Below are 25880 nucleotides of genomic sequence, written 5' to 3' on the forward strand. Positions count from 1 at the left end.
TACCTCCCGCACCTCCCGCGCCCCGCGCGCCGCACCTCCCGGCACCCCGCGCCCCATCCCTAGCGAGTACACGTGTTGTCGCCGACTGCACGGGAAAACATACGCAGTTAGCGTGTGCTCTCGGCGATTACACGTGTACTCGGCGAAAAAGTGGGGTGTGAGGGCGGGGGCGCCAGGGCGTGGGGCGCCAGGGCGTGGAGGGCGGTGCCGGGGTGCGGGAGAAAACTCAGTCGCGGATCGTCGCGCCGACGCGCTCGTGCGCAGCAGCGACGCCGGCGAGCTTCGCCTCGGTGGCCTCGGCTGCGGTGAGCGTGCGGTCAGGCGCGCGGAAGCGCAGCGCGAACGTCAGGCTCTTCGAGCCCTCGGCAACGCCCTGCCCGCGATAGTCGTCGACCAGGCGAACCGACTCGAGCAACTCCCCCGCACCGGCGACCAGCGCATCGCGCACCGACGCGGCGGAAACGCCCGTATCGACGACCAGCGACACGTCCTGCGTCGCCGCCGGGTAGCCCGACAGCGATGCGGCGACGACCTTCTCGCCCGCGAGCGACAGCACCAGGTCGAGATCGAGCTCTGCCACCACCACGCGACCGGGCAGGTCTGCGGCATCCGACACCGCCGGAAGCACCTCACCGACGTACCCGACTTCGGTGCCGTCGACGCTCAGCACGCCCGTGCGTCCCGGGTGCAGCGCGGCGCGCTCACCCTGCGCGACATCGATGCGCACGCCCGCGGCGGAGGCGATCGTGCGAACGGCGTCGAGCGCGTCGACCAGGTCTGCGGGTGCCGCGGCGACACCCGGCTGCTTGGCGACGAGGTTTCCCGTCAGGAGCACCGCAACGTGCCGGTGCTGCGGCGGAATCGACTCGTCGAGCTCGGCGAGCATCGCCGCCGACGGGCGAACAGCCAGCGGCGGCACGTGCGAGGTGCCGTACTGCACGCCGGGCTTCGGCAAGAACACCACACCGGTTTCGAACAGGGCGAGATCGGTGAAGCCACGCGACAGGTTTCGATGCGCCACCTGCAGGAGCCCCGGAACCAGGCTGCGACGCAGGAACGCCGCTTGACCGTCGAGCGGGTTGGCGAGCTTGACGCTCGGGAGGTGCCCGCCGGATGCCGACCCGTGCAGATCGTTCTGCTCGTCGGTCGTGAACGCGAACGATGGGGTCTCGACGAAACCGGCAGCGGCCAGCGCGTTCGACACCCGACGGCGGCCCTGCTGCGCGGCCGTGAGCCCGCGACCGGACGGCGGCGTAGGGAGTACGGAGGGAATCCGGTGGTACCCCTCGATGCGCGCCACTTCCTCGGCGAGCGTCCACTTGTCTGTGAGGTCGGGGCGCCAGGTGGGCGGCGTCACGTGCCAGTCGCCGCCTTCGGCTTCGACGCGGCATCCGATCTTCTCGAGCGCGCCGGTGATCTCTTCGGGCGTGTAGTCGACGCCGATTAGGTTCGACGTGAATGCGGCGGGCAGCGTGACGGCGACGGTCGACACCGGCGTGAACAGCGCACCGCCGACCTCGGTGTCGAGCGTGCCACCGGCGAATTCGACCATCAGGTCTGCCACACGACGGGCCGCGACGAATGCGATCGCCGGGTCGACACCGCGCTCAAAGCGACGGGATGCCTCGCTCGGCAGCTTGTGGCGACGCGCCGTGCGCGCGATCGACACCGTGTCGAAGGTGGCCGCTTCGATCAGGACGTTGCGCGTGGCATCCGTCATCTCGGTCGTTCCGCCGCCCATGACACCGGCGAGGCCGATCGGACCGGACTCGTCGGTGATCAGCAGATCTTCGGTGTGCAGCGTGCGCACCTTGCCGTCGAGGGTCTCGAGCTTCTCCCCCGCGGTGGCACGGCGAACCGTGATGCCGCCGCGCAGCAGGTCGAGGTCGTAACCGTGGATCGGCTGGCCCAGCTCGATCATCACGTAGTTGGTGATGTCGATCAGGATGCCGAGGGAGCGGATGCCGGCGAGCGTGAGCCGCGCGATCATCCACGCGGGCGTGGGCTTGGTGGGATCGACGTCGCGCACGATGCGCACGGCGAACTCGGATGCCCCCACGCGCCCGCGAATCGGAGCCGCGTCGTCCACGGCAACCGAGAATCCCGACGTCGGGTGGGCGATCTCGTCAGCGTCGCGCAAGCCCGGGTCGCGGAAAGCTGCGCCCGTGGCATGCGAGTATTCGCGCGCCACACCGCGGATCGACAGCGCGTAGCCGCGATCCGGGGTGACGTTGATGTCGACGGCAACGTCGTCGAGGCCGAGCAGGGCAATAGCGTCGGTTCCGGCGGGGGCATCGATGCCGAGTTCGATGAGACGAAGGATGCCGTTGTGCTCGTCGCCGAGGCCCAGTTCACGAGCCGACGCGATCATCCCGTCGGAAACGTGCCCATAGGTCTTGCGGGCCGCGATCGGGAAGGGTCCGGGAAGGACCGCGCCAGGCAGCGTCACCACAACCTTGTCGCCGGGGAAGAAGTTGCCGGCGCCGCACACGATGCCGCGCACTCCCCCGTTGGCCTCGCCCACGTCGACCTGGCACCAACGGATGGTCTTGCCGTTGGATTGCGGCTCGGCCTCGAACGAAAGGACCTCGCCGACGACGATGGGTCCCTGCAGGTCGAACCCGAAGACATCCTCTTCTTCGAAGCCGACAGATACCAGCGCCGCCAGAACGTCCTCGGGCGTCGCGCCCGCAGGAACATCGACGTACTCACGCAACCACGAAAGCGGGACGCGCATCAGACCACCATCCCGAACTGCTCGCTGAAGCGCACATCACCCTCGGCCATGTCGCGCATGTCTTGCACATCACTGCGGAACATCAGCGTCCGCTCGATCCCCATACCGAACGCGAAGCCCGAGTACTCCTCGGGGTCAATGCCGGCTGCGCGCAGCACGTTGGGGTTGATCATCCCGCAGCCGCCCCACTCGATCCAGCGCGCACCGCCCTTGAACGTCGGGTGCCAGAGATCGAGCTCAGCGCTGGGCTCGGTGAACGGGAAGAAGTTCGCACGAAAGCGCGTCTTCGCCTCGGGCCCGAACAACACGCGCGCGGCGTGGTCGAGCGTGCCCTTGAGGTGGGCCATCGTGATGCCCTTGTCAACGACGATCCCCTCGAACTGGGTGAACACCGGAAGGTGCGTCGCGTCGAACTCGTCGGTGCGGTACACGCGTCCCGGGCACAGCGCATACAGTGGCAGGTCACGCTCGAGCATCGAGCGCACCTGCACGGGGCTCGTGTGGGTGCGCATCACGAGGTGGCGCTCCACCGGGTCGACGAAGAAGGTGTCCTGCATCTGGCGCGCCGGGTGATCGACGTCGAAGTTGAGCGCGTCGAAGTTGAACCATTCGTGTTCGAGCTCGGGGCCTTCGGCGATCTCCCATCCCATGCCGACGAAGATGTCCGAGATCTGCTCTTGCAGAAGGGAGATCGGATGCCGCGCCCCGACGCGCGCGCGCGAGGCCAGCGCCGTCACGTCGACACGCTCAGCTTCGAGCTTCGCGGCCGTTTCCGCTTCGGCGATCTCTGCTTCGCGCGCCGCAAAAGCCTGGTTCACGCGACCGCGGGCCTGTCCGACGAGCTTGCCGAACTCGGCCTTGCGGTCGTTCGGGACGTGACGCAACTGAGCGTTCAGTTGGGCGAGCGGTGAACCTTCGGCGCTGTGCGCTGAACGCACCTCTTTGAGGGTCGCGGAGTCGTGCGCGTCGGCGATCGCTGCAAGTGCAGCGTCGACCGCGGCATCCACCGCTTCGGGAGAGATCTCGGGAGAGTCAGACACGAGAGACGAGTCTACCGACCTCGTCCCCTGGTCTGCCCCCGAAGCTATCGCCCTTCGGACTGGCGCGCGGCCGCCGTTGCTTCGGCAGCCAGAAGGGCCTGATCCGGGTCGAAGTCGTCCTTCGGCGTGCCGCTCTTCTTGCGCCCCGAGCCATACCCGGATGCGGTGCGACGCGACAACCAGCGCGCGAACCACGACAGCGACAGGTTGATGATCAGATAGATCACCAGCGTCACCGCGAAGAGCGTGAACAGATACCGATTACCCAGAGCAGCCGATAGCTGATTCATGGTCGATCGAATGAGCTCGTGGTAGCCCACGATGTAGCCAAGTGAGGTGTCCTTGAGGAGCACCACCAGCTGGGCGACGATAATCGGCAGCATCTGGCGGAAGGCCTGCGGGAACTCCACCAGCATCTTCGACTGGAACACGCCCATGCCGACGCTCAGCGCAGCCTCGCGCTGGCCCCGCGGGAGGGAGGCGAGTCCGGCGCGGAGCGCCTCGCCGATCAGGGTGCCGTTGTAGAGGGCAAGGGCGAAAACGACGGCCCAGAACGCCCCCGTCGATGCGATGAGCAAGATGAAGAGCATCATGAGGAGCACGGGCATGCCGCGGAGGAACTCGATGAGCCACGCGGTCGGGATCCGGAGCCACGCCTTCTCGGAGCTTCGCATCAGCGAGAAGACCACGCCGAGAGCGATGGCGCCCACGGCCGCGAGCGCCGCAGCCGAAAGTGTGGCGACCACGCCTTCCCACACGATCTCCCAGAACCGCACTTGTGCGAGGGCTTCCCAGCGTGATGCATCGAACATGCCGGGAATCGTGATGCCGCCAGACTGGCGTGGGCCGGCCAGAGTGAAGAACACCCACACGACGGCCGCGAGGATGAGCACACCGGCGACGATGGAGCCGATCAGCGAAGCGCGGCGCGCGCGGGGGCCCGGGGCGTCGAAGAGAACGTTCGAAGCGCTCATCGCTGCACCACCAATCGCTTCTCGAGTTGCCCGGCGAGCAGGCCCAGCGGCACGGTGATCACGAGATACAAGGCGGCCGCGGTCAGCAAGATCGGGATCACCATGTTTCCGTTCGCGTTCGCCAGAGCGCGAGTGACCGCGAACAGTTCGAGCACGAAGAACCCTCCGGCAACGGATGAGTTCTTCGTCAGCGCGATGAACACGTTGATGAGCGGCGGGATCGTCATACGAAAGGCCTGGGGAAGAACGACAAGCGATACCGACTGACCGAACCCGAGTCCGATGCTTCGCGCTGCTTCGGCCTGGCCCACCGGAACACCGTTGATTCCCGAGCGGAGGGCTTCAGCGACGAACGGCGACGTGTAGTACGTCAGCGCGAGGATCGCGAGCGGCACGAATGCCCAGCGGAGGCCGAGAAACGGCAAGACGAATGCCGTGAAGAAGAAGACGAGGGTCAGCGGAGTGTTGCGCGCGATCTCGGTGTAGAACGCTGCGAAGCCGTTCAGCGCGGTCACCGGTGAGATGCGCATCGCGGCGACGAGTGTGCCGACGACCAGCGACAGGATGCCCGAGGCGACGAGCAACAGCAAGGTCATGCGAAAGCCCTCCCAAAAGGTGGGCCACAGACTCAGGTACTGATCCACAGGTAGTCCTCTCGCATGTCAGTAAGGGGAGGGATGCCTCGGCCCCGCGCGGCGGCAGGGCCGAGGCATCCGATCGCTCAGTAGCGGTCCGGTGTCGGCGGCTCGACGAACGGCAGGATGGTACCCGCCGTGGCGTTCCACGCCTCTTCGTAGCTGCCGTCTTCGTAGCTGGCTTCGAGCACGTCGTTGATCCACATGCGGAAGTCGGTGTCGTCGAGCGCGAGACCGATGCCATACGGCTCGTCGGTGAACGGCTCACCCACAACCTTGAACTCGCCCTCGTTCTGTGCGGCGAGACCGGCGAGGATCACGTTGTCGGTCGACACGGCGACGACTGCTCCGTTGCGCAGGGGCTCGAGGCAGTTCGAGTACGTGTCGGTGAGCACCGGCTCAGCACCGATCTCAGCGAGCTTCTCGGCTGGGGTCGACCCCGTCACCGAGCACACCGGCTGACCGACGAGGTCCTCCTCGCTCGAGATGTCGTCGTTGTCGGCCAGCACGAGGATGGACTGCCCCGCCATGTAGTAGGGGCCGGCGAACGAAATGACTTCCTTGCGGGCGTCGTTGATCGTGTAGGTCGCGATGACGATGTCGACCTCGCCATTCTCGATGAACGGCTCACGGTTGGCCGAGACCGCCTCGACCCATTCGATGTTTTCTTCTGCAATGCCGAGGTTTGCGGCGATGATCTTGCCGATCTCGACGTCGAACCCTTCGGGGCCATCCAGACCGTTCAGGCCGAACAGCGGCTGGTCGAACTTGGTGCCGATCGTGATCGTGCCAGCCTCGTTGAGCTCGGCCATCGTCGTGCCCTCTTCGAAGGTGACGTCGGTGTCGGTCTCGGGGGCGGCGGTGTCAGAGCCGTCGCTCGAGCATGCCGACAGCGCCAGGGCGCCCGCCGCCATCAGCGCGATCAGAGGGAGTCTCACTCGCTTCATGTCTTCGTCCTTTGCTGTTGCGGGCCGCTCGTGGCGACCCTCCTCTCGGTTCTCGGCCCCTGGGGAGTGGCCAAGTCTTGCGTCAGTGCTCCAGGATCTTGGATAGGAAGTCCTTTGCCCGGTCGCTCTGCGGATTGGTGAAGAAGTCCTCGGGCGTCGCCTCTTCGACGATTGCGCCGTCGGCCATGAAGAGCACCCGGTCGGCAGCCTTGCGCGCGAAGCCCATTTCGTGCGTGACGACGATCATCGTCATGCCCTCGCTGGCCAGACCGACCATGACGTCGAGCACCTCGTTGATCATCTCGGGGTCGAGCGCGCTCGTGGGCTCGTCCATCAGGATCAGCTTGGGGTTCATCGCAAGGGATCGCGCGATCGCGACGCGTTGCTGCTGGCCACCGGAGAGCTGGTTCGGCATCTTCTGCGCCTGGTTGGCCACGCCCACGCGGTCAAGGAGCTCCATGGCCTTGGCCTCGGCATCCTTCTTCTTCATCTTGCGCACTTTGATCGGACCGAGCGTGACGTTCTCGAGCACGGTCTTGTGAGCGAAGAGGTTGAAGGACTGGAAGACCATCCCGACGTCTGCACGCAAGTGCGCGAGTGCCTTTCCTTCTTCGGGAAGACGATCGCCGTCAATGGTGATCAGTCCCGAGTCGATGGTCTCGAGGCGGTTGATCGCACGACACAGGGTCGACTTGCCCGAACCGGAGGGGCCGATCACGACCACGACCTCGCCGCGATTGACCACCGTGTTGATGTCTTTCAAGACGTGGAGTTCACCGAAGTGCTTGTCGACGTTCTCCACCACGACGAGCGGTTCACCCCGCCGCACATTGATGTTGGACGTGCGCGGCGCAGGCGCCGGTGACTCTGGTGCGACCATGTGTTCACCCTAGGGGCGACCACGGACGCGCATCAGGAGGCCGGAGCGACCTTTACGAAGTTGTAACACCGGCGGAGGGCTGGCCCCCGCTACCCGCGCTGGGCGAACGCGGTTTCGTACAAGCACACGCTCGCTGCCGTGGCAAGGTTGAGCGATTCGGCCGCGCCGTAGATCGGCAGTCGCAGGGCGAAGTCGACGCGCGCAAGGTCCTCATCCTGCAAACCGTGCGCTTCGTTGCCGAAGAGCCATGCCGTGGGCGCTGCGAGTTTGTCTCGGGATGCCAGGAAGTCCCCGCCGCCGACATCAGCGGCAATCACCTGCAAGCCGGCCGCGTGTGAACGGTCGATCGCTGTCTGCAGGTCGACGCCGACGGCGACGGGAACGTGGAAGAGTGATCCCGTGGTGGCGCGCACCACCTTGGGGTTGTAGGGGTCGACGGTCCGTCCGGTGAGTACAACGGCATCGGCGCCGGCCGCGTCGGCCGCTCGAATGATCGTGCCCAGGTTTCCGGGGTCACGAACCTCTTCACAGATCACCACGAGCTTCGGCAGGGACGCGAAGACGTCGCGAATCGCGGTCGGCGACTGGCGGGCAACAGCCACGATGCCCTGCGGTGTCACGGTGTCGGCCATGGCATCCAACACGGCTTCGGTCGTCAGGACGACATCGAGGTTTGCTCGGGCCGCCGCATCGCGCACATCCGTGTGTCGTTCCATCGCCCCGGGGGTCGCGAACAGTTCCACAACCGAGTCGGGACGATAGGCCAGGGCTTCGCGAGCCGCCTGCGGGCCCTCGAGAAGGAAGAGCCCGGTCTCGTGACGCGCGCTGCGCTTGGTCAGCTTCGCCACCGCGCGCACGCGCGGGGATCGTGGGTTCTCCAGCACACGTTCACCCTATCGCCGTGCGGCGCGGGAAAACGCGAAATGGCGCCCTCCCGAGGGAGGACGCCATTTCTGCGAGGAAGGTCAGGCCTTGGGGGCGTTGACGTTCTCGGGAAGTGCGCTCTTCGCGGTGTTGACGAGCGACGCGAAAGTCGCGGCGTCGTTCACTGCGAGGTCGGCGAGCATGCGACGGTCGACCTGCACACCCGCGAGCCCGAGGCCCTGGATGAAGCGGTTGTACGTGATGCCGTTCTGACGTGCCGCTGCGTTGATGCGCTGGATCCACAGGCGGCGGAAGTCGCCCTTGCGCTTGCGACGGTCGCGGTACGCGTAGACGAGCGAGTGGGTGACCTGCTCCTTCGCCTTGCGGTACAGACGCGAGCGCTGGCCACGGTAACCCGAGGCACGCTCGAGGATGACGCGACGCTTCTTGTGGGCGTTTACCGCCCGCTTGACTCTAGCCATTTCGTTTCGTTCCTAACTTGCCCGGGTCGCTCAGCGACCGAGGAGCTTGTTCGCGACCTTGGTGTCGGCCTTCGACAGCACCTGGTCCTGGTTCAGACGGCGGGTGCGACGGCTCGACTTGCCTTCGAGGTTGTGGCGCATACCGGCCTGCTGCTTCTTGAGCTTTCCGCTGCCGGTGATCTTGAAGCGCTTCTTGGCACCCGAGTGGGTCTTCTGCTTCGGCATGTGTTCTTCCTTCGTTTCACTTCCCGCCCAGGCGGGAGTCGGTGTCCCGCCGGAGCGGGAGTCTGTGGGCCTTACTCGGCAGGAGCCGAATCGGGCGTCGGGGTGGGGGCACCGGTTCGAGCGGAGCGCGCTGCCTCTTTGTTGGCGGCACGCTGAGCGTTCTGCTCGGTCTTCACCTCGGACTTGTTCTTGTGCGGGGCGACCACCATCACCATGTTGCGACCGTCGATCGTGGGGTTCGACTCGACCGTGCCGAACTCGGCAACATCTTCGGCGAACTTGCGAAGCAGACGGACACCCTGTTCGGGGCGGGACTGCTCGCGACCACGGAAGAGGATCATCGCCTTGACCTTGTCGCCGGCCTGCAAGAAGCCCTCGGCGCGCTTGAGCTTGGTGATGTAATCGTGGGCTTCGATCTTCAGACGGAAGCGGACCTCTTTGAGGACGGTGTTGGCCTGATTGCGTCGGGCTTCCTTGGCCTTCTGCGCAGCCTCGTACTTGAACTTCCCGTAGTCCATGATCTTGACAACGGGCGGCTTCGAGTTGGGAGCAACTTCGACCAGGTCAAGGTCGGCTTCCTGAGCGAGGCGCAGCGCGACCTCGATACGGACGACGCCGACCTGCTCACCCGCGGGGCCGACGAGGCGGACCTCGGGGACGCGGATGCGGTCATTGGTGCGGGGATCGCTGATGCGGAACTCCTCTTCGTACGGTGACAAACGGCCGCATCACAGGTTGTGATCCGGCCGAAAGAGGGTCCATTCCACCCGCTCAGCGCACAAGCGCGAGCTTTTGCACCCGGTTTTCCACATCACGTGGAACTACCCGGAACGACGTACGTTCGGGGCGGAGCGCATGACCCGGTAGCCTGGAGCGGCAAGCGCGGGTGGGATAAATCCTCTTTCGGTCTGAAGCAGACTGCCCCAGAACTCGCACAAGTCTAGCAGAGAGAGTGGCGTGGACACGATTCCGGAGCACAACGGGCCCGATCAGGCATCAGATGCTGAGAGCGAAGCGGCCCGCCTGGCCCGCTGGGAAGAGCAGGAACGCGCCGCAAGCGACGCAACCCGAGACATCGCCGACGTGCCCGCCGTCGAGGTCATCACCACCACGTCAGTGCACCTGATGAGTGCCGCGGCCGTCAAGGTTGGCCTCGCGGACGACCCCGAAAGCCAGCTCGACCTCGACGAGGCGCGCAAGCTCATCAACGCCCTCGCGGGCCTGGTCACCGCTGGCGCCCCCGAGATCAGCGACATGCACGCACGCTCGCTGCGAGACGGTTTGCGCTCGCTCCAGCTTGCCTTCCGCGAAGCATCCACGATCCCCGATCCGATCGGCAAGGGCCCCGGCGAGAAATGGACCGGGCCGGTCAACTGAGGTCGGTCACGAGCTCCGAACGAGCTTGACTGCCAGCGAGTCGACGAGCACAGCGATCCTGTCATCGGCGGCCCAGCGCTTCGCGAGCCGAGCAAGCACGGCGTCCAGTTGCGCCTTGTCGAGGCCATCCATCAGGTGCAGACGCACGATCAACTCCGGCCCGCGCAGTCGCGCGGTCGGGTCACCTGCTTCCACCGAAAGATCGAGAACGGCGAGCTCGCCACCGATGCTTTCTTGAAGGCCGGCGAAGACCTCGGGTGACAGTGCGCTCGGCACCCACGGGTGCCCTTGAGCAATCGCCCAGACGGCCGGGCGACGCACGACGAACTCCGTCTCCGATGCCGGGTCGATGACGATCAGGTCGGTATCCTCCGCAGACGCCGCAAGGGCCGTGCGAACGCCGGGCGTCGGGATCGGGCGGGCCGTGGCATCCCACACCCTCATCGACTCGACAGAGGTGAAGACCGGCAGTACGCGCCGCCCGTCCGGCGCCGCGACAGTCACGATCGAGAGCTCTTGCGTCTTGTCGACCAACAGCCCGTGCGGCCCCACTCCCTCGTCGCCCTTGTCGGCGATCAGCGGGATCAGCACGCGCGCCTCACGGTATGCGTTGACGACGTCGGATGCCGCTGCCCGGCCTTCGTGAAAGTCGATCAGTGCACCGAGGAGCGCCGGATTGGCAGAGCCGTCATCGGCCGCATGTGGGTTCTCGTGAAAGCTGCGCCCCTCCCAAGGCACACCGGCAGAGTCGGCCGCGTGAGAGTGGCCTTCGGGGTGGCGCGGGTCAGTGTCCGGCGACATCCAGCGCCTCAGCGAGCGTGAACGCACCCGCGTAGAGCGCTTTGCCGACGATCGCCCCTTCGACACCCAGCGGCACCAGGTCGCGCAGCGCTGCGATGTCGTCGAGGCTCGAGATGCCACCCGAAGCGACGATCGGCTTGGGCGTGCGCGTGGCCATTTCGCGCAGCAGGTCGAGGTTGGGGCCCTGAAGCGTACCGTCCTTCGTCACGTCCGTGACCACGTAGCGGCTGCAGTTCGCAGCTTCGAGGCGTTCGAGCACCGTCCACAGGTCGCCGCCGTCCCGGGTCCAGCCACGAGCCGCGAGCGTCGTGCCGCGCACGTCGAGACCGACCGCGATCACATCGCCGTATCGTCCGATCACGTCGGCAGCCCACTCCGGGTTCTCAAGGGCTGCGGTTCCCAGGTTGATGCGCGAGGCGCCACTCTCGAGCGCGGCCTCGAGGCTGCGATCGTCGCGGATGCCGCCGGAAACCTCGACCTGCACTCCGCGCACCTGTTTGATCACCCTGCGGATGATCGCCGAGTTGTTGCCGCGACCGAACGCCGCGTCAAGGTCGACCAGGTGAATCCACTGCGCGCCCTGCTTGGCCCACTCGAGAGCAGCGTCGACGGGGTCGCCGTAGTTCGTCTCGCTACCGACCTCCCCCTGGGTGAGGCGGACCGCTTTGCCGTCTGCGACGTCGACAGCGGGAAGCAGGATCAACTCGGGTGTTGAGGCGAAATCGTTCATGGCTCCTTGTGCGGGAACAAAACGGAAGCACTCGCCTCCGCAGACAGCACGATTTCAGAGGGTAGTCGCGGTAAGGCCGTCGATCCAATTGGAGAGCAGACGGATGCCGGCATCCCCCGATTTCTCAGGGTGGAATTGGGTGGCGCTGAGCGGCCCATTCTCAACTGCGGCGAGGAACGGCGTGCCATAGTCGCACCAGGTCAGTGACGGTTTCGGGAACGGCGGGATCACATCGAGCGTCCACTTCTGCGCGGCGAAGGAGTGCACGAAGTAGAACGGCTCATTCTCAATGCCGCGAAACAAACGCGAACCCTCGTCGGGGCGCACGGTGTTCCATCCCATATGGGGCAGCACAGGAGCATCCAGTTCAGTGACCGCACCCGGCCATTCGCCCAGGCCCTCGGTGTCGACGCCGCGCTCGACGCCGAGCTCGAACATCACCTGCATTCCCACGCAGATGCCGAGCACCGGGCGCCCGCCAGCAAGGCGTCGACCGATCAGTTCATCACCGCGAATGGCCCGAAGCGCGTCCGCGACAGCGCGGAACGCACCTACACCGGGAACGAGCAACCCGTCAGCGTCGGCGATGAGTCCGCGGTCCGCCGTGAGCCGAGCATCGGCACCCGCGGCATCCAATGCCTTGACCACCGAGTGGACGTTGCCCGAGCCGTAGTCGAGGACCGCGACGACCGGTTTGCTCGTCACAGGGCGCCCTTCGTGCTCGGGATGCCGTCCACCAGCGGGTCGAGCGCCTTCGCCTGACGGAAGGCGCGCGCGAAGGCCTTGTACTCGGCCTCCGCGATGTGGTGAGGGTCACGGCCTGAGATCACGCGGACGTGGACGGTCAGCGCCGCCTGAAACGAGATTGCTTCGAACGTGTGACGCACGAGCGAGCCCGTGAAGTGGCCGCCGATCAGGTGGTGTTCGAATCCGGCGGGCTCCCCCGTGTGGACGAGATACGGCCGACCGCTGATGTCGACGACAGCCTGCGCGAGAGCTTCATCGAGCGGAACCAGCGCATCGCCGTAGCGCGAGATGCCCGACTTGTCGCCGAGCGCCTCGCGGATCGCTTGGCCCAACACAATGGAAATGTCTTCCACGGTGTGGTGTGCGTCGATGTCGGTGTCTCCGGATGCCCGCACCGTGAGGTCGGTCAGCGAGTGCTTCGCAAACGCCGTCAGCATGTGGTTGAAAAACGGCACCGTGGTGTCGATGTGGCTGCGCCCCGAGCCGTCGAGGTCGAGCGAGAGCTCTACCGTGGACTCGCTGGTGGCGCGCCGCAACGAAGCTGTGCGGGGCGAACGGTCAGAAGAGGGAGCGCTCATGTTGCCGATCCTAGCGAGGCGAGCGCATCGAGGAATGCGGTGGTCTCCTCCTCCGTCCCCGCCGATACCCGTAGGTGGTGGGGGATGCCGACGTCGCGAATGAGTACGCCGCGGTCATACAAGCCCTGCCACACCGTCCGGGGGTCGTCCACGCCGCCGAACAGCACGAAGTTGGACCAGGACTCGTAGGGGCGATACCCGAGAGCTTCAACTGTGGCGGAAATGCGGTCGCGTTGCGCGACGATCTCGTCGACCATTCGGAGCATGGTGGGCGCGTGCCGCAGGGCTGCAGACGCCGCTGCCTGGGTGAGCGCGCTCAGGTGATACGGCAGCCGGACCAGACGAAGTGCATCGACGATCGCGGGATCGGCGGCGAGGTAACCGACGCGCGCTCCTGCGAACGCGAACGCCTTGCTCATCGTGCGGGACACGATCAAGCGCTCCCGCCCCGGCAGCAGCGTAAGCGCGGAACGCTCACCGGACGGAGCGAACTCGTAATACGCCTCGTCCACGATGACGATGCCGGGAGCGGCGTCGTACACGGCCTCGATCACATCGAGGGGTACCGGAGTGCCCGTGGGGTTGTTCGGCGAGCACAGGAAAACGACATCTGGCGCGGCCTCGGACACCTGCTCGGCGGCGGACTCCGGCGTGACAGTGAAGTCGACGTCGCGCGTACCGGCGATCCACGTCGCCCCCACTCCCCGCGTCAGGAGCGGATACATCGAATACGTGGGAGCGAACCCGAACGCTGTGCGACCGGGACCGGCAAAAGCCTGCAGGATGTGTTGCAACACCTCGTTCGACCCGTTCGCGGCCCAGATGTTCTCGGCCGTCAGTCCGTGCCCGAGGTAATCGGCAAAGCCCTGGCGAAGTTCCGTGAACTCGCGATCGGGGTAGCGATTGACTTCGCGCAGGGCGAGCGCGACCGAGTCCATGATGTCGTCGGCGACGTCTTGCGGAACGGGATGCGTGTTCTCGTTCACGTTGAGCGCCACAGGCAGCGCCGCCTGAGGCGCGCCATATGGCGTGAGCCCACGCAGGTCGGCACGCAGAGGGAGGTCGTCGAGTCGAACGTTCACCCGTCCCATCGTAGGCCCGTCACCGCGATCAGGCCGCTGAATACAGGAGCACCGCGCCACCGCAAGCGAGCGCGGTCAGGCTGATCAATCGGCGGGCGCGTACTCCGCGGGAATAGCCAACCGCTGCCCCACGAGCACGTTGGCACCCTCGAGCGCGTTCAGACGCACGATCGCGTCAACCACGTCGCGGGGATCAGCCGCGGGCGCGACGTCCTGCGCGATCGACCACAGCGAGTCGCCCGTCGACACCGTCACGCTCACGAAGCTCCCCACCGGCGCGCCGTCCGCCTTCGACGCGAGAGCGCCACCACCACTGAGAACCGCGATCGTCACTGCGGCCACCAACGGAGTCGCAGCGAGAGCCGCCAGAACACGCCGGCCGCGCGTCGTCAGACGCAAGCGCGTGCGCGGTGCAGGAAGGATCTGTGCGTAGCCGGTGATGCCGATCGTGGTCATTTCGTTCTCCTCGATTGGGGGAAGTTTCGCCTCGGCGTCTCGGCCGGGAGAGGCCGAAGCGAACCTTCGTTCCGAAGCTATCTTCGATATAACCGCATGTCAACCCATGATGTTCATTCATGACCTTCGAACGCGACACGCGGCCAAGGTCGTGCAATCCCACATGGAATGCGGATACGGTTTCGATACGAGAACCACACCACGGACCTCAGACATTCGAATGAGGATGCTGATCTGGTGACGAGGAGACAGGAACACCCATGAGCGATGCGAGTGCACGGGAGAAGCCGCAAACACGCCGGCGTAAGAGCCTCAGCGACAAGCAGCTCGCCATCCTCGAAGTGATCCAGCGGGCGATCGCGCGCAACGGCTACCCGCCCAGCATGCGCGAGATCGGCGATGCCGTCGGGTTGAAGTCCCTCTCGAGCGTGACTCATCAGCTCAACCAGCTGGAACTCAGCGGATACCTTCGGCGTGATGCGGGCAAGACCCGTGCCATGGAGGTCCTCATCGACCTTCCCGGCACGGCAGCAGAAAACCCGGCAGACACCGCACCCGCCCTCGGCGATGCCGCGCTCGTGCCGCTCGTCGGGAGAATCGCGGCGGGTGTCCCGATTACTGCCGAGCAGCAGGTGGAAGAGATTTTCCCCCTCCCCCGCCAACTGGTGGGCAAGGGAGACCTGTTCATGTTGAAGGTCTCGGGCGAGTCGATGATCGACGCGGCGATTTGCGATGGCGACTGGGTCGTCGTCCGCTCTCAGAGCACTGCCGAGAATGGCGATATCGTCGCCGCGATGCTCGACGACGAAGCCACAGTGAAGGCGTTCCGGCAACGCGACGGCCACACCTGGCTACTGCCCCGCAACTCCGCATTCGAACCTATTTTGGGCGATGACGCGACAGTGCTAGGCAAGGTGGTGGCAGTCCTTCGCGCCGTGTGACGCCGCTACCGCGCACAACATTTGCGTTCCCACTAGTCTGGCGTCACCACGTGTGTGAGGGGACGAATAAATGGCGTCAGAAGTCGATCAGCTCCGAGCCGAGCTCGCGGCACTCCGAGCCGAGAACGCGGCACTGAAGGAGTCGCCGCAGCCATCTGCCCCTGCAAAGGCGGCATCGACGAAGAACCGGCGCGGGTGGTGGCGCGGACTTCTCTCCGCCATCTGCCTGATCTTGGCGGGGATCATCGTTCCGGTATCGATCGTCGGCGGGTGGACTCGTACTCAGCTGGTGAGTGAGGATGCCTTCGTCGCGACATTCGCACCGCTGTCTGAAGATCCTGATGTCCAGGCACTGATCATCGATGAAGCGACCACCGCGATCAACGCTTCGATCGACATTGAGAGCTACACAGACAACCTGTTCGACGGGCTCGCAACACTGGACCTGCCGAACCCCGCCCTCACTGCGCTCGAACTGCTGCGCGCACCGGCAGCCTCGGGCGTCCAGAGCTTGATCGACACCGGCGTCACGAAGGTCGTCGAGTCCGATGCGTTCTCTGCCGTCTGGCGCACCGCGCTCGTCGCGAGCCACCGCGCGTTGGTGGCCACGGCTACCGCGGGCGACTCGGATGGCGTCGTGAGCCTTGCCGACGACGGCACGCTGGGTATCGAGCTGGGCCCGATCATCGAAGAACTCAAGGCTCGAATGATCGATCAAGGAATCGGGATCGCGTCCCTGATCCCACCGATCGAGAAGACGATCGTCCTCGTCCAAAGCGACGCCTTGCTTTTGGTCGGCACGGTGTATGCCATCGCGGTTACCGTCGGTTGGTGGTTGCCGATCATCTGCCTGGCTCTGTTCGGTTTGGGCATTGCGCTGGCACGACGCCGGTCGGTAGCGGTGCTCGGCACCGGCGTAGCCATCGCGATCGGCGCGGGTGCACTCGCACTGGGATTCAACATCACCAGCGCGGTATTAGGTCTCAACGCGCCGTCTCTGGGGATACCGGCACACACCCTCGACACCATTTTCTTCGCACTCGTCGGAGCCATGCGGGACACGGCCGTGGTGCTGACGTTCTTGGGCGTCGTGGTCGCGGTCGCAGGCTGGCTCGGCGGGCGTTCGCAGTCTGCCGCGCGCACCCGCGCCCTCAGCGCGCGACTCTCGGGGTCAGCCCGCGGGGCGCTCCGCCGCAGCGGCCTCAACACGGGCGCGTTCGGCGACTGGCTCTACGCGCAGCGGACTCTCGTACGCGTCGCGATCCTGGTGCTCGCCCTTGTTCTGCTCTTCGCGCTCCGCCCGCTGTCGATCGGCGACATCCTGCTGGTCGTCATCCTGGCGCTGGCTGTATGGCTCATCGCCACGCTGCTGCAGCGCTCGCCCGACGACGATCTCACCCCATCAGAGCCGACGGAGGACGGGGAATCCGACACACTCCCGCTCGATGACGCGATCGTCCCTGAACCGGCACTCGTCCCAACAAGCGGGCCGAACGCCTCAGACCCTGATGCTGATACCGCCGTGCTCGAACCGACCGCTGACGCGCCAGCACCGAAGGCGCCGCGTAAGCCCGCGGCGAAGCGGCCGCCGCGCAGCACCTGATCCGGCGAGGTTCGCCATACGAGGGGGTGCCGTTCACTGATGTGGGCGGCACCCCCTCGTCGCACATCCGGCCTCGAAGAGTCAGCGCCCACTGCTATGCGGAGGGCAGCCCTCTCTCCGCCTCGGCAATGACCCCAGCCTCCCGCAGAACGGTGAGGACGGTGTCGTGGTTGTTGAAGGCGTACATGTGGATACCGGGAGCGCCGCCCGCCAGGACCTCGCGCGCGAGCGCGGCCGCGTGATCGATCCCGATCCGCTTCTGCCCCGACGTCGTCGGTTCGACCTCCAGAGCCACGGCGAGATCGCTGGGCAACGGTTCGCCGCTCAGTTCCAGCACCCGCTTGAGCCGCGACGGGGAGGTGATGGGCATGAGGCCGGGGAGGATCGGTATCGTCACGCCGGCACGCCGTGACCGCTCGATGAACGTCAAGTAGTCGTCGGCGTGAAAGAAAAGTTGCGTGATCGCAAGCGTGGCTCCGGCGGCTTGCTTCGCCAGGAGTGCGTCGATGTGCTCGTTCGGATGCCGCGACCGCGGGTGTCCGTTCGGGAACGCGGCCACGGCGATGTCTACCTCGGGCCGTCGGGCGACTTGCGCGGCCCCGGGCACACCCGGCAGGAGCACTTCGCTGTAGGGCGAGCGTTCCGCCTGCACTCGGTCGATGAGTTGAACGAGTTGCGCGGCACTCTCGAGATCGCCGAGGTAGACGTCGTCTTCGGAAGCACCAGCGGGAGGATCACCGCGCAACGCGAGGAAGCTGCGGATTCCCGCGTCGAGGAATTCGCGAATCAGGGCGTTGGTCGTGGCATACGTGCTCCCCACGCACGTCAGGTGAGCGAGCGGCTCGACGTGCGTCTCGCGCAGAATGTGCGTGAGAAGTTCGAGCGACTTGCCGCCGGTCGACCCGCCCGCGCCATAGGTGACGGAGATGAATCTCGGCCCCGCAGCGGCGAGGTGGCGAATGGTCTCGTGGAGTGACGCGGTGGCCGCTTCGGTGCGCGGCGGATACACCTCGAACGAGAAGGGGATGGGCGGCGCGCTGAGATCGATGGACATCGTGTGTGTCAAAGTTAGCGGATGCCACACCTGCCGCCCGACGTGTGACGACGTGTTTCATCTACGCCGATGCCCGTAACGTGGAACGCATGACTGCCCCACTCCCTTTCGGCTCCTGGCCATCACACGTTTCTGCCGCCGCTGTCTCGGAGTCCTCTCCGCGCCTCGAACGCGCGCAGTTCGTGGGCGATGAGATTTGGTGGGGACAGTCGGTTGCCGCGGAGGGCGGACGCACGACCGTGATGCGCCGATCGGGCGCTGGCACGGCCGAGCCGATTCTCCCTGCGCCGTGGAACGCGCGTTCGGCGGTCCACGAGTACGGCGGAGACGCGTGGGCGGCGACTCCGGCCGGCGCCCTCGTGTTCGTGGAGAAGACAGATCAGCGGATCTGGGCGCTCGACGGCGACACTCCCCGCGCTCTGACCCCGGAGCTCGGCGGCATGCGCTTCGGCGGCCTCCGCATCGCCGGCGACCGGCTCCTGGCGGTGCGCGAGACGCACGGCTCGGGAAAGGTCGTCCGCGACATCGTCTCCGTTCCGCTGGACGGTGCAGCAGCATCGACGCCCGATGCGCTCGTCGTCCTCGCCTCAGGGAGTGATTTCGTTGCACAGCCCGCACTGTCACGCGATGGCTCGACGCTGGCCTGGATCGCATGGAACCACCCCCACATGCCCTGGGATGAAACCACGCTGCGCGTTCGTGCGCTCACCGACCCCGACACCACCGGCACTGTGATCGCTGGCGGTGACGGAAGCGCACCCCTGCAGCCGGTGTGGACTGAGGGCGGCGAACTCACGTTCGTCGATGACCCGAGCGGCCGGTGGAACCTGTGCCGCGTGCGACCCGGCGAGCAACCGCGCCCGCTCGCGCCCGCCGACGCCGACACCGGTGGCGGACTGTGGGTCCTCGGGTCACGCTGGTTCGGCTCGTTCGCCGATGGCCGCATCGTCGCCGTGAGAACGAATGGCAGCGATCACGTGGTTCTCGTCGAACCCGACGGCGCGGTCTCCCCGCTCGACGTCGACGTCGTTTCGAACACGGTGATCGAAGATGTCAGCGGCACCCGCGTGCTGATTTCGGGGACCGCGCGAGACGGCGCGGCGACGGTGTGGGACGTCGACATCGACTCCCCCGCCAGCCCGACCCGAGTTGCCGGCGGAGGCTCTTCCCTCACAGAAGAATGGATGCCACGGGCACAGCCTCTGACGGTGTCCGGCCCCCATGGGCCCGTGCACGCATTCGACTACCCACCCACGCACCCGGAGGTGGTGGGTCCCGCCGACGAACGCCCACCGTACGTCGTGTTCGTGCACGGCGGGCCGACCGCTCACGTCGGTGGCGCGCCGTCAGCGAAGATCGCCTACTTCACTAGCCGCGGGATCGGCGTCTTGGACGTGAACTACGGCGGGTCCACCGGTTATGGTCGCGCGTACCGCGAACGTCTCCGCGGCATGTGGGGTGTGGTCGATGTTGACGATGTGATCGCCGCGGCCCGCGGCCTTGCGGACGCGGGCCGCGCCGACGCGCGTCGTCTGGCCATCGCGGGAGGCTCAGCCGGCGGATGGACTGTCCTGTGCGCCCTCGCGAACTCCGACGTGTTCAGCGCCGGAATCAGTCGATACGGGGTCGCCGACCTTCGTCTTCTCGCCGAAGACACCCATGACTTCGAGGCACGCTATCTCGACAGCCTGGTGGGTCCGCTTCCCGAGGCCGAACAGCTCTACATCGACCGGTCGCCGCTGTCTCACCTCGAGGGCTTTACGACCCCGATGCTCATCGAGCAGGGCCTCGATGACCACGTGGTGCCTCCCTCGCAGTCAGAGGCGGTGCGCGACGCGCTTGCCGGCAACGGCGTGCCGCATGCCTACCTCGCGTTCGAGGGCGAGGGGCACGGATTCCGCCGTGCGGAAACAATCGTCGCCACGCTCGAGGCAGAAGTCGCCTTCCTCGGGGAGGTGTTCGGCTTCACCCCCGACGGCATAGCGCCGATCGTGCTCGACTGACCTCCCGCGCGACCTGAGCGCTCCAGCGGTCAGCGCACAAATGGCTCGAGACGGGCAGCCAGGTGCGCGCCAACGCGTGCGTGGATCGCGGTGCCCTCGGCTTCGTGCTGCTGCTCGAGGAGCATCCCGTGCTCGTGGATCGCGGATACGAGGTCCCCGCGGTCATAGGGCACCAGCACGCGCAGTTCGACCTCTGGCAGCGGCAGCGCGTGTTCGATCGCCGCCCGCAACTCTTCGATGCCCTCGCCGGTGCGAGACGACGCGAACACGGCCTTGGGTTCCAGGCCCCGCAGCACCAGGCGCGTGTCCTCGTCCAGCAGGTCGGCTTTGTTGAAGACGACCAACTCAGGCAGGTCACGCGCGCCCACGTCGCCGATCACATCTCGAACAGTGGCCAGCTGCGCGGCAGGGTCGGGGTGCGCACCGTCCACGACGTGCACGATGACATCCGAACCGCCCACTTCTTCGAGCGTGGAGCGGAACGCCTCCACCAACTGATGTGGCAGGTTGCGCACGAAGCCCACGGTGTCAGTGAGCGTATAGACGCGACCGTCGGTCGTCTCAGAACGCCGCACCGTGGCATCCAACGTCGCGAACAACGCATTCTCGACGAGCACGCCCGCGCTCGTGAGTCGGTTCAGCAGCGAGGACTTGCCCGCGTTCGTGTATCCGGCGATCGCCACCGAAGGGATGGTGTTGCGCTTGCGCTCGGCGCGCTTCGCGTCGCGGGCCGGCGCGAAATCACGGATCTGACGACGCAGCTGCGCCATGCGCGTGCGAATGCGACGCCGGTCGAGCTCGATCTTGGTTTCACCCGGACCACGCGATCCCATTCCCGCGCCACCGGCTCCGACCTGCCCACCGGCCTGCCGGCTCATCGAGTCACCCCAGCCGCGCAGGCGTGGCAACAGGTACTCGAGTTGCGCGAGTTCGACCTGCGCCTTACCTTCACGGGACTTCGCGTGCTGGCTGAAGATATCGAGGATGACGGTCGTACGGTCGATGACTTTGACCTTCACGACGTCTTCCAACGCGCGTCGCTGGCTCGGAGCAAGCTCGGTGTCGGCGATCACCGTGTCGGCGCCGACAGACGCCACGATTCCCTTGAGCTCTTCGGCCTTACCGCGCCCGATGTACGTTGCCGGATCCGGGTGGGGCCTGCGCTGCAGCACGGCGTCCAGCACGATGGCCCCGGCCGTCTCGGCGAGCGCGGCAAGTTCGCGCAGCGAGTTCTCGGCATCCTCCTGCGCGCCCTGCGGGTGCACGCCGACGAGGACGACGTTCTCGAGGCGAAGCTGACGGTACTCGACCTCGGTGACATCCTCGAGTTCGGTCGAGAGCCCCGGCACGCGACGAAGAGCCGCACGCTCCTCGCGATCCCACTGATCCCCATCGGTGTCGGCGCGTCCGACGGTCGATGCGTCCTGGAGCGCCTGAGCAGAACCGAATACCCGCACACCCGAACGCGATTCTGCTCGCGAGAGCACGCGATCGATCGGGTCGCTGCCCGACTCGTCGGTGCCGGTCGGTGTGGTGGTATCGGTCATGGGGTCCTTTCGGCGCCCTCATCAGGGCTGTCAGGGGTGTCGGATGCTTCGGCCGAAGCATCCGTAAACTCTAGCCTCCCGCGCTGGGCGTGGACTCCGCTACGCTCAGAGGCCATGGGCAGTGACCACTACTTCAGCGCGTCGCCCGCAAGCGCTGAGAATCTGCGCCGCATTCGCGTGCGGCTGGACGGTGCCGACGTCGAGGTGACCACGGCTGGGGGTGTTTTCAGTCCCGACCATATCGACGCCGGTACCGGCGTGCTGCTCGCGAATACTCCCCCGCCGCCGCCCGGTGGTCATCTGCTCGACCTCGGGTGCGGTTGGGGACCGATCTCGCTCACCCTCGCTCTGCAGTCACCGCACGCCACCGTGTGGGCGGTCGATGTGAACGAACGCGCGCTCGATCTCGTACGACGCAACGCCGATGCGTTAGGCCTGCAGAACATCAACGCCGTGCTGCCCGATAATGTTCCCGACGATGTGTCGTTTCGCAGCATCCGCTCGAACCCGCCGATCCGCGTGGGCAAAAGCGAACTCCACGGACTCCTCGAGCGCTGGATCCCGCGCCTGGATGAGCGTTCGGATGCGTGGCTGGTGGTCCAGCGCAATCTCGGATCAGACTCACTGCAGCGCTGGCTCGCCGCGACGTTCGAGCGCGGCTACAGCGTGCACCGCACGGCGACGGGCAAGGGCTTCCGCGTCCTGCGAGTCCGGAAACACGGATCGCCGCCGAGCGAGCCGATCACGCTCCCCTGACGGCAGTCCGACGGACGGGCCTCAGGCCAGCGCGACCTCACCCGAGTAGACGAGTGTCGCCGGGCCTGAGAGCAACACGTGCTGCTCGTCGCCGACATACGGCATGCGAACTTCGAGCGTGCCCCCGGGAACACCCACACGCCAGTGATCGGGTGCCGCAGGTCCCGCCCAGTGACGCACGGCGAGCGCTGCTGCCGCAACGCCCGTGCCACAGGAGAGCGTCTCGCCGACTCCGCGCTCGAACACGCGCATGCGGATCGACCCGACGCCATCGGTGACGAGCGGATCGCTGGGCACGACGAACTCGATGTTCGCTCCGTGGGGAGGCTCGGGCTGCATGTGCGGCTGCACAGTGAGATCAAGACCGCCGAGCTCAGCCTCATCCGGGAGCGCCACGACGATGTGCGGGTTGCCGACGTCGATACCCAAGCCCGGCCTCGGTGCCCCGCCGCCCTTCGCGCGGACCACAACTTCCGCGGCATCCACGGTCCACGGGCCGAGATCCACCTCGTAGCCGTTTGGCGCGCGCGTGACGGTCTTCACGCCCGCTCGTGTGCCGAGCAGCATGGGGGTATCGCTCAGTTCACTCAACCCGGCCTGCACCAGATAGTGCACGAAGACCCGCACCCCGTTACCGCACATCTCTGCCTTCGACCCGTCGGCATTGCGGTAGTCCATGAACCACTCGGCGCCGGCTGCGGCGGCATCCCGCCCTTCAGGAATCGCTTCGGCACGTACCACGCGCAGAATACCGTCCCCGCCGATGCCGAAACGGCGGTCGCACAACACGGCGACCTGGTCATCGGTGAGATCAAGCGCGCCGTCGACGTCGGGCACGATGACGAAGTCGTTGCCGGTGCAGTGTCCCTTGGTGAACGTGATGGAGGGCATCGCCCCAGTCTAGGGTCGCGGCGGCACCGACTCGTCGAGCAGGCTCTCGGCGGGAATCACCGGATCCACCCATTCGAGGTCGGCATAACGCTTGAACCACGACACCTGGCGGCGGGCGTATCGTCGGGTGAGCGCCTGGGTCTGCGCGATGGCTTCAGCCTGACTGATGTCGCCGTTCAGCTGTGCAAGGGCCTGCGCATAGCCGATGGCGCGCCGCGCCGTCACGCCCCGTTCGAGTCCGCGCTCGCGCAGCCGGGTAACCTCGTCGATCAACCCTTCGCGCCACATCTCCTCAACCCGTGCATCCAAACGCGGTATCAGTTCTTCGCGCGCGACGGCCGTTCCGATGAGGCGCGTCGGCGTGTGCCACAACACCGGCTGCTCGGGCAGCGCGGCACCGTGTGTCGCACTCCCCTGCGCGAGGACTTCGAGCGCACGAACGATACGGCGACCGTTTTTCGGGTCGATGCGCGCGGCCGTCGCTGGATCAGCATCACGCAGGCGCGCAAAGAGCACGCCGGGCCCATGGGCGACGAGATCGGCTTCGAGCGCGGCACGGACTGCTTCATCGTGCGGCGGGAACTGAAAGTCAAACACCACGCTCGAGACGTAGAGCCCCGAGCCCCCGACGAGAATCGCGTCGGCACCGCGCCCATGGATGTCGCCGATGATCCCGCGGGCGGTCGGCTGATACCAAGCGACCGCGGCCTCTTCGGTGACATCGAGCGCGTCGAACAGGTGGTGCGGGATGCCACGGCGTTCGCCCTCGGGCAGTTTGGCAGTACCGACGTCCATGCCCCGGTAGAACTGCATAGCATCGACGTTGACAATTTCGGCCGGTGTCCCGCGCTCGCGCAGTGCTTCTGCGAGCCGGAGCGATAGCGAGGTCTTGCCCGTGCCGGTGGCGCCGACGATCGCCCACAACCGGTGGGTCGCGGGTTGTGCTGCTGTCGAACGCGCGGCGTTCACACTCCGACGCGAAGGGTGGGCAGGCCGAGCGATACGGCACGCGGGGCACCGGCATCCGCCGGCGCTGGCACGCCGCAAGATTCAGCCTGCGTGCGATCCCAGGCGTCGCCCGATCGCGTACGCCGGATGCGCAAGGGCGCGCCATCGGGTGAGTCAGCGAGCAAGTAGTAGGGCGCCGCCTGGGTGACGACAACCGACACGACATCGCCGGGGCGCGGAACGGGAGAGCCCTCGGGCATTTCGAAGTGCACGAGGCGGTTGTCTTCCGCGCGCCCGGTAAGGCGATGCGTTTCGGCATCCTTTTTGCCTTCGCCGGTCGAGACGAGCACCTGGAGTTCGCGGCCCACTTGCTTCTGGTTCTCTTCGAGCGAGATGCGATCTTGAAGGGCGGCAAGCCGCTCGTAGCGTTCCTGCACCACGGCCTTGGGCACCTGGTTCGGCATGGTCGCCGCTGGAGTTCCCTCGCGGATCGAGTACTGGAACGTGAATGCGCTGGCAAACCGTGCCTGCTCGACGACGCGCATGGTGTCTTCGAAGTCTTCGTCGGTCTCGCCGGGGAAGCCCACGATGATGTCGGTGGTGATGGCCGCGTGGGGCATCTTGTCGCGCACACGTTCGAGAATGCCGAGGAACCGGTCGCTGCGATACGAGCGACGCATGGCCTTGAGGATGCGGTCACTGCCTGACTGCAACGGCATGTGCAACTGCGGCATGACAGCCGGAGTTTCTGCCATCGCGTCGATGACGTCATCGGTGAAGGCCGCCGGGTGAGGACTGGTGAAGCGGATGCGCTCGAGGCCCTCGATTTCGCCGGCAGCCCGGAGCAGCTTTCCAAACGCCAACCGGTCGCCGAACTCGACACCGTACGAGTTGACGTTCTGACCGAGCAGGGTGACTTCCATCGCTCCGTCTTCGACCAACAGGCGGACCTCGTTGAGCACATCGCCGGGACGACGGTCCTTCTCCTTGCCACGGAGGCTCGGGACGATGCAGAAGGTGCAGGTGTTGTTGCAGCCGACGGAGATCGACACCCACCCGCTGTACACACTGTCACGCTTTGTGGGCAGGGTGCTCGGGAAGGTCTCGAGCGATTCGAGGATTTCGAGTTCGGCATCGCCGTTGTGGCGTGCGCGCTCGAGCAAGCTCGGCAACGATCCCATGTTGTGGGTGCCGAACACCACGTCGACCCAGGGAGCCTTCTGCTGGACGGCGTCTTTGTCCATCTGCGCCATGCACCCACCGACGGCGATCTGCATGCCATCGTGCTTGTCTTTGCGTGACTTGAGGTGCCCCAGCGTGCCGTAGAGCTTGCCGGCCGCGTTGTCACGCACCGCGCACGTGTTGATGACGATGACGTCAGCGTCGGTTCCGGCCTCTGCGCGGATGTATCCCGCGCTTTCCAGGGAGCCGGACAGCCGCTCGGAGTCATGCACGTTCATTTGACAGCCGAACGTGCGCACTTCGTATGTGCGCGCCGTACCATCGGCAGCGCGCGCCGCGGGGGACGGCGCAATGAGGGTCGGCTCGGAGGACGGAGAAGTCATAGTGCGAACCATTCTAC

The 25880-nt window shown here is 66.3% G+C and carries 26 protein-coding genes; 5 read left to right on the top strand and 21 right to left on the bottom strand.

Translation table 11 applies throughout. From position 1 onward, the window contains the following. Nucleotides 1–226: 226 nt before the first annotated feature. From pheT to infC, 10 genes are all read right to left on the bottom strand, one after another. Nucleotides 227–2737: a phenylalanine--tRNA ligase subunit beta gene (gene pheT, locus ON062_RS04255; RefSeq protein WP_274645899.1), complete on the bottom strand. Its 2511-nt coding sequence runs from the start codon at nucleotides 2735–2737 to the stop codon at nucleotides 227–229. After that, nucleotides 2737–3777, bottom strand: coding sequence for a phenylalanine--tRNA ligase subunit alpha (gene pheS / locus ON062_RS04260; protein WP_274645900.1), 1041 nt, complete (start codon nucleotides 3775–3777; stop codon nucleotides 2737–2739). The genes pheT and pheS overlap by 1 nt, the downstream gene beginning before the upstream one ends. 44 nt (nucleotides 3778–3821) lie before the next feature. Continuing rightward, a complete protein-coding gene (locus tag ON062_RS04265; RefSeq protein ID WP_274645901.1) occupies nucleotides 3822–4751 on the bottom strand; it encodes an amino acid ABC transporter permease in 930 nt (309 codons plus the stop codon). Beyond that, nucleotides 4748–5395 (bottom strand): amino acid ABC transporter permease, encoded by a 648-nt coding sequence (locus ON062_RS04270; protein ID WP_274645902.1) that lies wholly within the window; start codon nucleotides 5393–5395, stop codon nucleotides 4748–4750. The genes ON062_RS04265 and ON062_RS04270 overlap by 4 nt, the downstream gene beginning before the upstream one ends. Nucleotides 5396–5472: 77 nt before the next feature. Then, the gene (locus ON062_RS04275; RefSeq protein ID WP_274645903.1) at nucleotides 5473–6333 is read right to left on the bottom strand and encodes a glutamate ABC transporter substrate-binding protein; all 861 of its coding nucleotides are present in this window, start codon (nucleotides 6331–6333) and stop codon (nucleotides 5473–5475) included. A gap of 82 nt (nucleotides 6334–6415) precedes the next feature. Further along, nucleotides 6416–7213, bottom strand: coding sequence for an amino acid ABC transporter ATP-binding protein (locus ON062_RS04280; protein WP_274645904.1), 798 nt, complete (start codon nucleotides 7211–7213; stop codon nucleotides 6416–6418). An 89-nt stretch (nucleotides 7214–7302) separates the two neighbouring features. Beyond that, nucleotides 7303–8097 carry an RNA methyltransferase gene (locus ON062_RS04285; protein ID WP_274645905.1) on the bottom strand — a complete coding sequence of 265 codons (795 nt, stop codon included), beginning with the start codon at nucleotides 8095–8097 and terminating at the stop codon, nucleotides 7303–7305. Between the two features lie 81 nt (nucleotides 8098–8178). Beyond that, a complete protein-coding gene (gene rplT, locus ON062_RS04290) occupies nucleotides 8179–8559 on the bottom strand; it encodes a 50S ribosomal protein L20 (protein ID WP_274645906.1) in 381 nt (126 codons plus the stop codon). 30 nt (nucleotides 8560–8589) lie between these two features. Beyond that, a complete protein-coding gene (gene rpmI, locus ON062_RS04295) occupies nucleotides 8590–8784 on the bottom strand; it encodes a 50S ribosomal protein L35 (protein ID WP_274645907.1) in 195 nt (64 codons plus the stop codon). Between the two features lie 71 nt (nucleotides 8785–8855). Then, nucleotides 8856–9503 (bottom strand): translation initiation factor IF-3, encoded by a 648-nt coding sequence (infC, locus tag ON062_RS04300; protein ID WP_274645908.1) that lies wholly within the window; start codon nucleotides 9501–9503, stop codon nucleotides 8856–8858. 304 nt (nucleotides 9504–9807) lie between these two features. On the opposite strand from infC, the gene ON062_RS04305 reads away from it, so the two are divergent. After that, nucleotides 9808–10161, top strand: a complete 354-nt coding sequence (locus tag ON062_RS04305; RefSeq protein WP_274646268.1) for a DUF1844 domain-containing protein — start codon at nucleotides 9808–9810, stop codon at nucleotides 10159–10161. A gap of 6 nt (nucleotides 10162–10167) precedes the next feature. On the opposite strand, the gene ON062_RS04310 is transcribed toward ON062_RS04305, so the two are convergent. From ON062_RS04310 to ON062_RS04335, 6 genes are all read right to left on the bottom strand, one after another. After that, nucleotides 10168–10962, bottom strand: coding sequence for an SseB family protein (locus ON062_RS04310; protein WP_274645909.1), 795 nt, complete (start codon nucleotides 10960–10962; stop codon nucleotides 10168–10170). Continuing rightward, nucleotides 10946–11692 carry a bifunctional 1-(5-phosphoribosyl)-5-((5-phosphoribosylamino)methylideneamino)imidazole-4-carboxamide isomerase/phosphoribosylanthranilate isomerase PriA gene (gene priA, locus ON062_RS04315; RefSeq protein WP_274645910.1) on the bottom strand — a complete coding sequence of 249 codons (747 nt, stop codon included), beginning with the start codon at nucleotides 11690–11692 and terminating at the stop codon, nucleotides 10946–10948. The genes ON062_RS04310 and priA overlap by 17 nt, the downstream gene beginning before the upstream one ends. A gap of 54 nt (nucleotides 11693–11746) precedes the next feature. After that, the gene (hisH, locus tag ON062_RS04320) at nucleotides 11747–12397 is read right to left on the bottom strand and encodes an imidazole glycerol phosphate synthase subunit HisH (protein WP_274645911.1); all 651 of its coding nucleotides are present in this window, start codon (nucleotides 12395–12397) and stop codon (nucleotides 11747–11749) included. Continuing rightward, nucleotides 12394–13017 (bottom strand): imidazoleglycerol-phosphate dehydratase HisB, encoded by a 624-nt coding sequence (gene hisB, locus ON062_RS04325; RefSeq protein WP_274645912.1) that lies wholly within the window; start codon nucleotides 13015–13017, stop codon nucleotides 12394–12396. Before hisB ends, hisH begins: the two co-directional genes overlap by 4 nt. Then, a complete protein-coding gene (locus ON062_RS04330; protein WP_274645913.1) occupies nucleotides 13014–14108 on the bottom strand; it encodes a histidinol-phosphate transaminase in 1095 nt (364 codons plus the stop codon). Before ON062_RS04330 ends, hisB begins: the two co-directional genes overlap by 4 nt. A 75-nt stretch (nucleotides 14109–14183) precedes the next feature. After that, entirely contained in the window at nucleotides 14184–14555 is a 372-nt protein-coding gene (locus ON062_RS04335; RefSeq protein WP_274645914.1) for a LysM peptidoglycan-binding domain-containing protein, read from the bottom strand. A 260-nt stretch (nucleotides 14556–14815) separates the two neighbouring features. On the opposite strand from ON062_RS04335, the gene lexA reads away from it, so the two are divergent. Further along, complete coding sequence (lexA, locus tag ON062_RS04340; RefSeq protein ID WP_274645915.1) at nucleotides 14816–15496, top strand: transcriptional repressor LexA; 681 nt, start codon at nucleotides 14816–14818, stop codon at nucleotides 15494–15496. Nucleotides 15497–15566: 70 nt separating this feature from the next. Next, nucleotides 15567–17099 (top strand): hypothetical protein, encoded by a 1533-nt coding sequence (locus ON062_RS04345; protein ID WP_274645916.1) that lies wholly within the window; start codon nucleotides 15567–15569, stop codon nucleotides 17097–17099. Nucleotides 17100–17193: 94 nt separating this feature from the next. Here the strand turns inward: ON062_RS04345 and ON062_RS04350 are convergent, their stop codons facing one another. Continuing rightward, entirely contained in the window at nucleotides 17194–18153 is a 960-nt protein-coding gene (locus tag ON062_RS04350; RefSeq protein WP_274645917.1) for a methylenetetrahydrofolate reductase, read from the bottom strand. A gap of 89 nt (nucleotides 18154–18242) precedes the next feature. On the opposite strand from ON062_RS04350, the gene ON062_RS04355 reads away from it, so the two are divergent. Further along, nucleotides 18243–20156 carry a prolyl oligopeptidase family serine peptidase gene (locus ON062_RS04355; RefSeq protein WP_274645918.1) on the top strand — a complete coding sequence of 638 codons (1914 nt, stop codon included), beginning with the start codon at nucleotides 18243–18245 and terminating at the stop codon, nucleotides 20154–20156. 29 nt (nucleotides 20157–20185) lie between these two features. Here the strand turns inward: ON062_RS04355 and hflX are convergent, their stop codons facing one another. Continuing rightward, nucleotides 20186–21703 carry a GTPase HflX gene (hflX, locus tag ON062_RS04360; protein WP_274645919.1) on the bottom strand — a complete coding sequence of 506 codons (1518 nt, stop codon included), beginning with the start codon at nucleotides 21701–21703 and terminating at the stop codon, nucleotides 20186–20188. A 114-nt stretch (nucleotides 21704–21817) separates the two neighbouring features. On the opposite strand from hflX, the gene ON062_RS04365 reads away from it, so the two are divergent. After that, nucleotides 21818–22459 carry a class I SAM-dependent methyltransferase gene (locus tag ON062_RS04365; protein WP_274645920.1) on the top strand — a complete coding sequence of 214 codons (642 nt, stop codon included), beginning with the start codon at nucleotides 21818–21820 and terminating at the stop codon, nucleotides 22457–22459. A 21-nt stretch (nucleotides 22460–22480) separates the two neighbouring features. On the opposite strand, the gene dapF is transcribed toward ON062_RS04365, so the two are convergent. Genes dapF through miaB form a run of 3 tightly spaced genes read right to left on the bottom strand, consistent with a single transcriptional unit; the run spans nucleotide 22481 to nucleotide 25863 of the window. After that, complete coding sequence (gene dapF / locus ON062_RS04370; RefSeq protein ID WP_274645921.1) at nucleotides 22481–23350, bottom strand: diaminopimelate epimerase; 870 nt, start codon at nucleotides 23348–23350, stop codon at nucleotides 22481–22483. A gap of 9 nt (nucleotides 23351–23359) precedes the next feature. Continuing rightward, a complete protein-coding gene (miaA, locus tag ON062_RS04375; RefSeq protein WP_274645922.1) occupies nucleotides 23360–24319 on the bottom strand; it encodes a tRNA (adenosine(37)-N6)-dimethylallyltransferase MiaA in 960 nt (319 codons plus the stop codon). Continuing rightward, a complete protein-coding gene (miaB, locus tag ON062_RS04380; RefSeq protein ID WP_274645923.1) occupies nucleotides 24316–25863 on the bottom strand; it encodes a tRNA (N6-isopentenyl adenosine(37)-C2)-methylthiotransferase MiaB in 1548 nt (515 codons plus the stop codon). Before miaB ends, miaA begins: the two co-directional genes overlap by 4 nt. Nucleotides 25864–25880 lie beyond the last annotated feature (17 nt).

Origin of the sequence: Microbacterium sp. C7(2022) (genome assembly GCF_028823665.1) — a bacterium.
Lineage (GTDB): Bacteria > Actinomycetota > Actinomycetes > Actinomycetales > Microbacteriaceae > Microbacterium.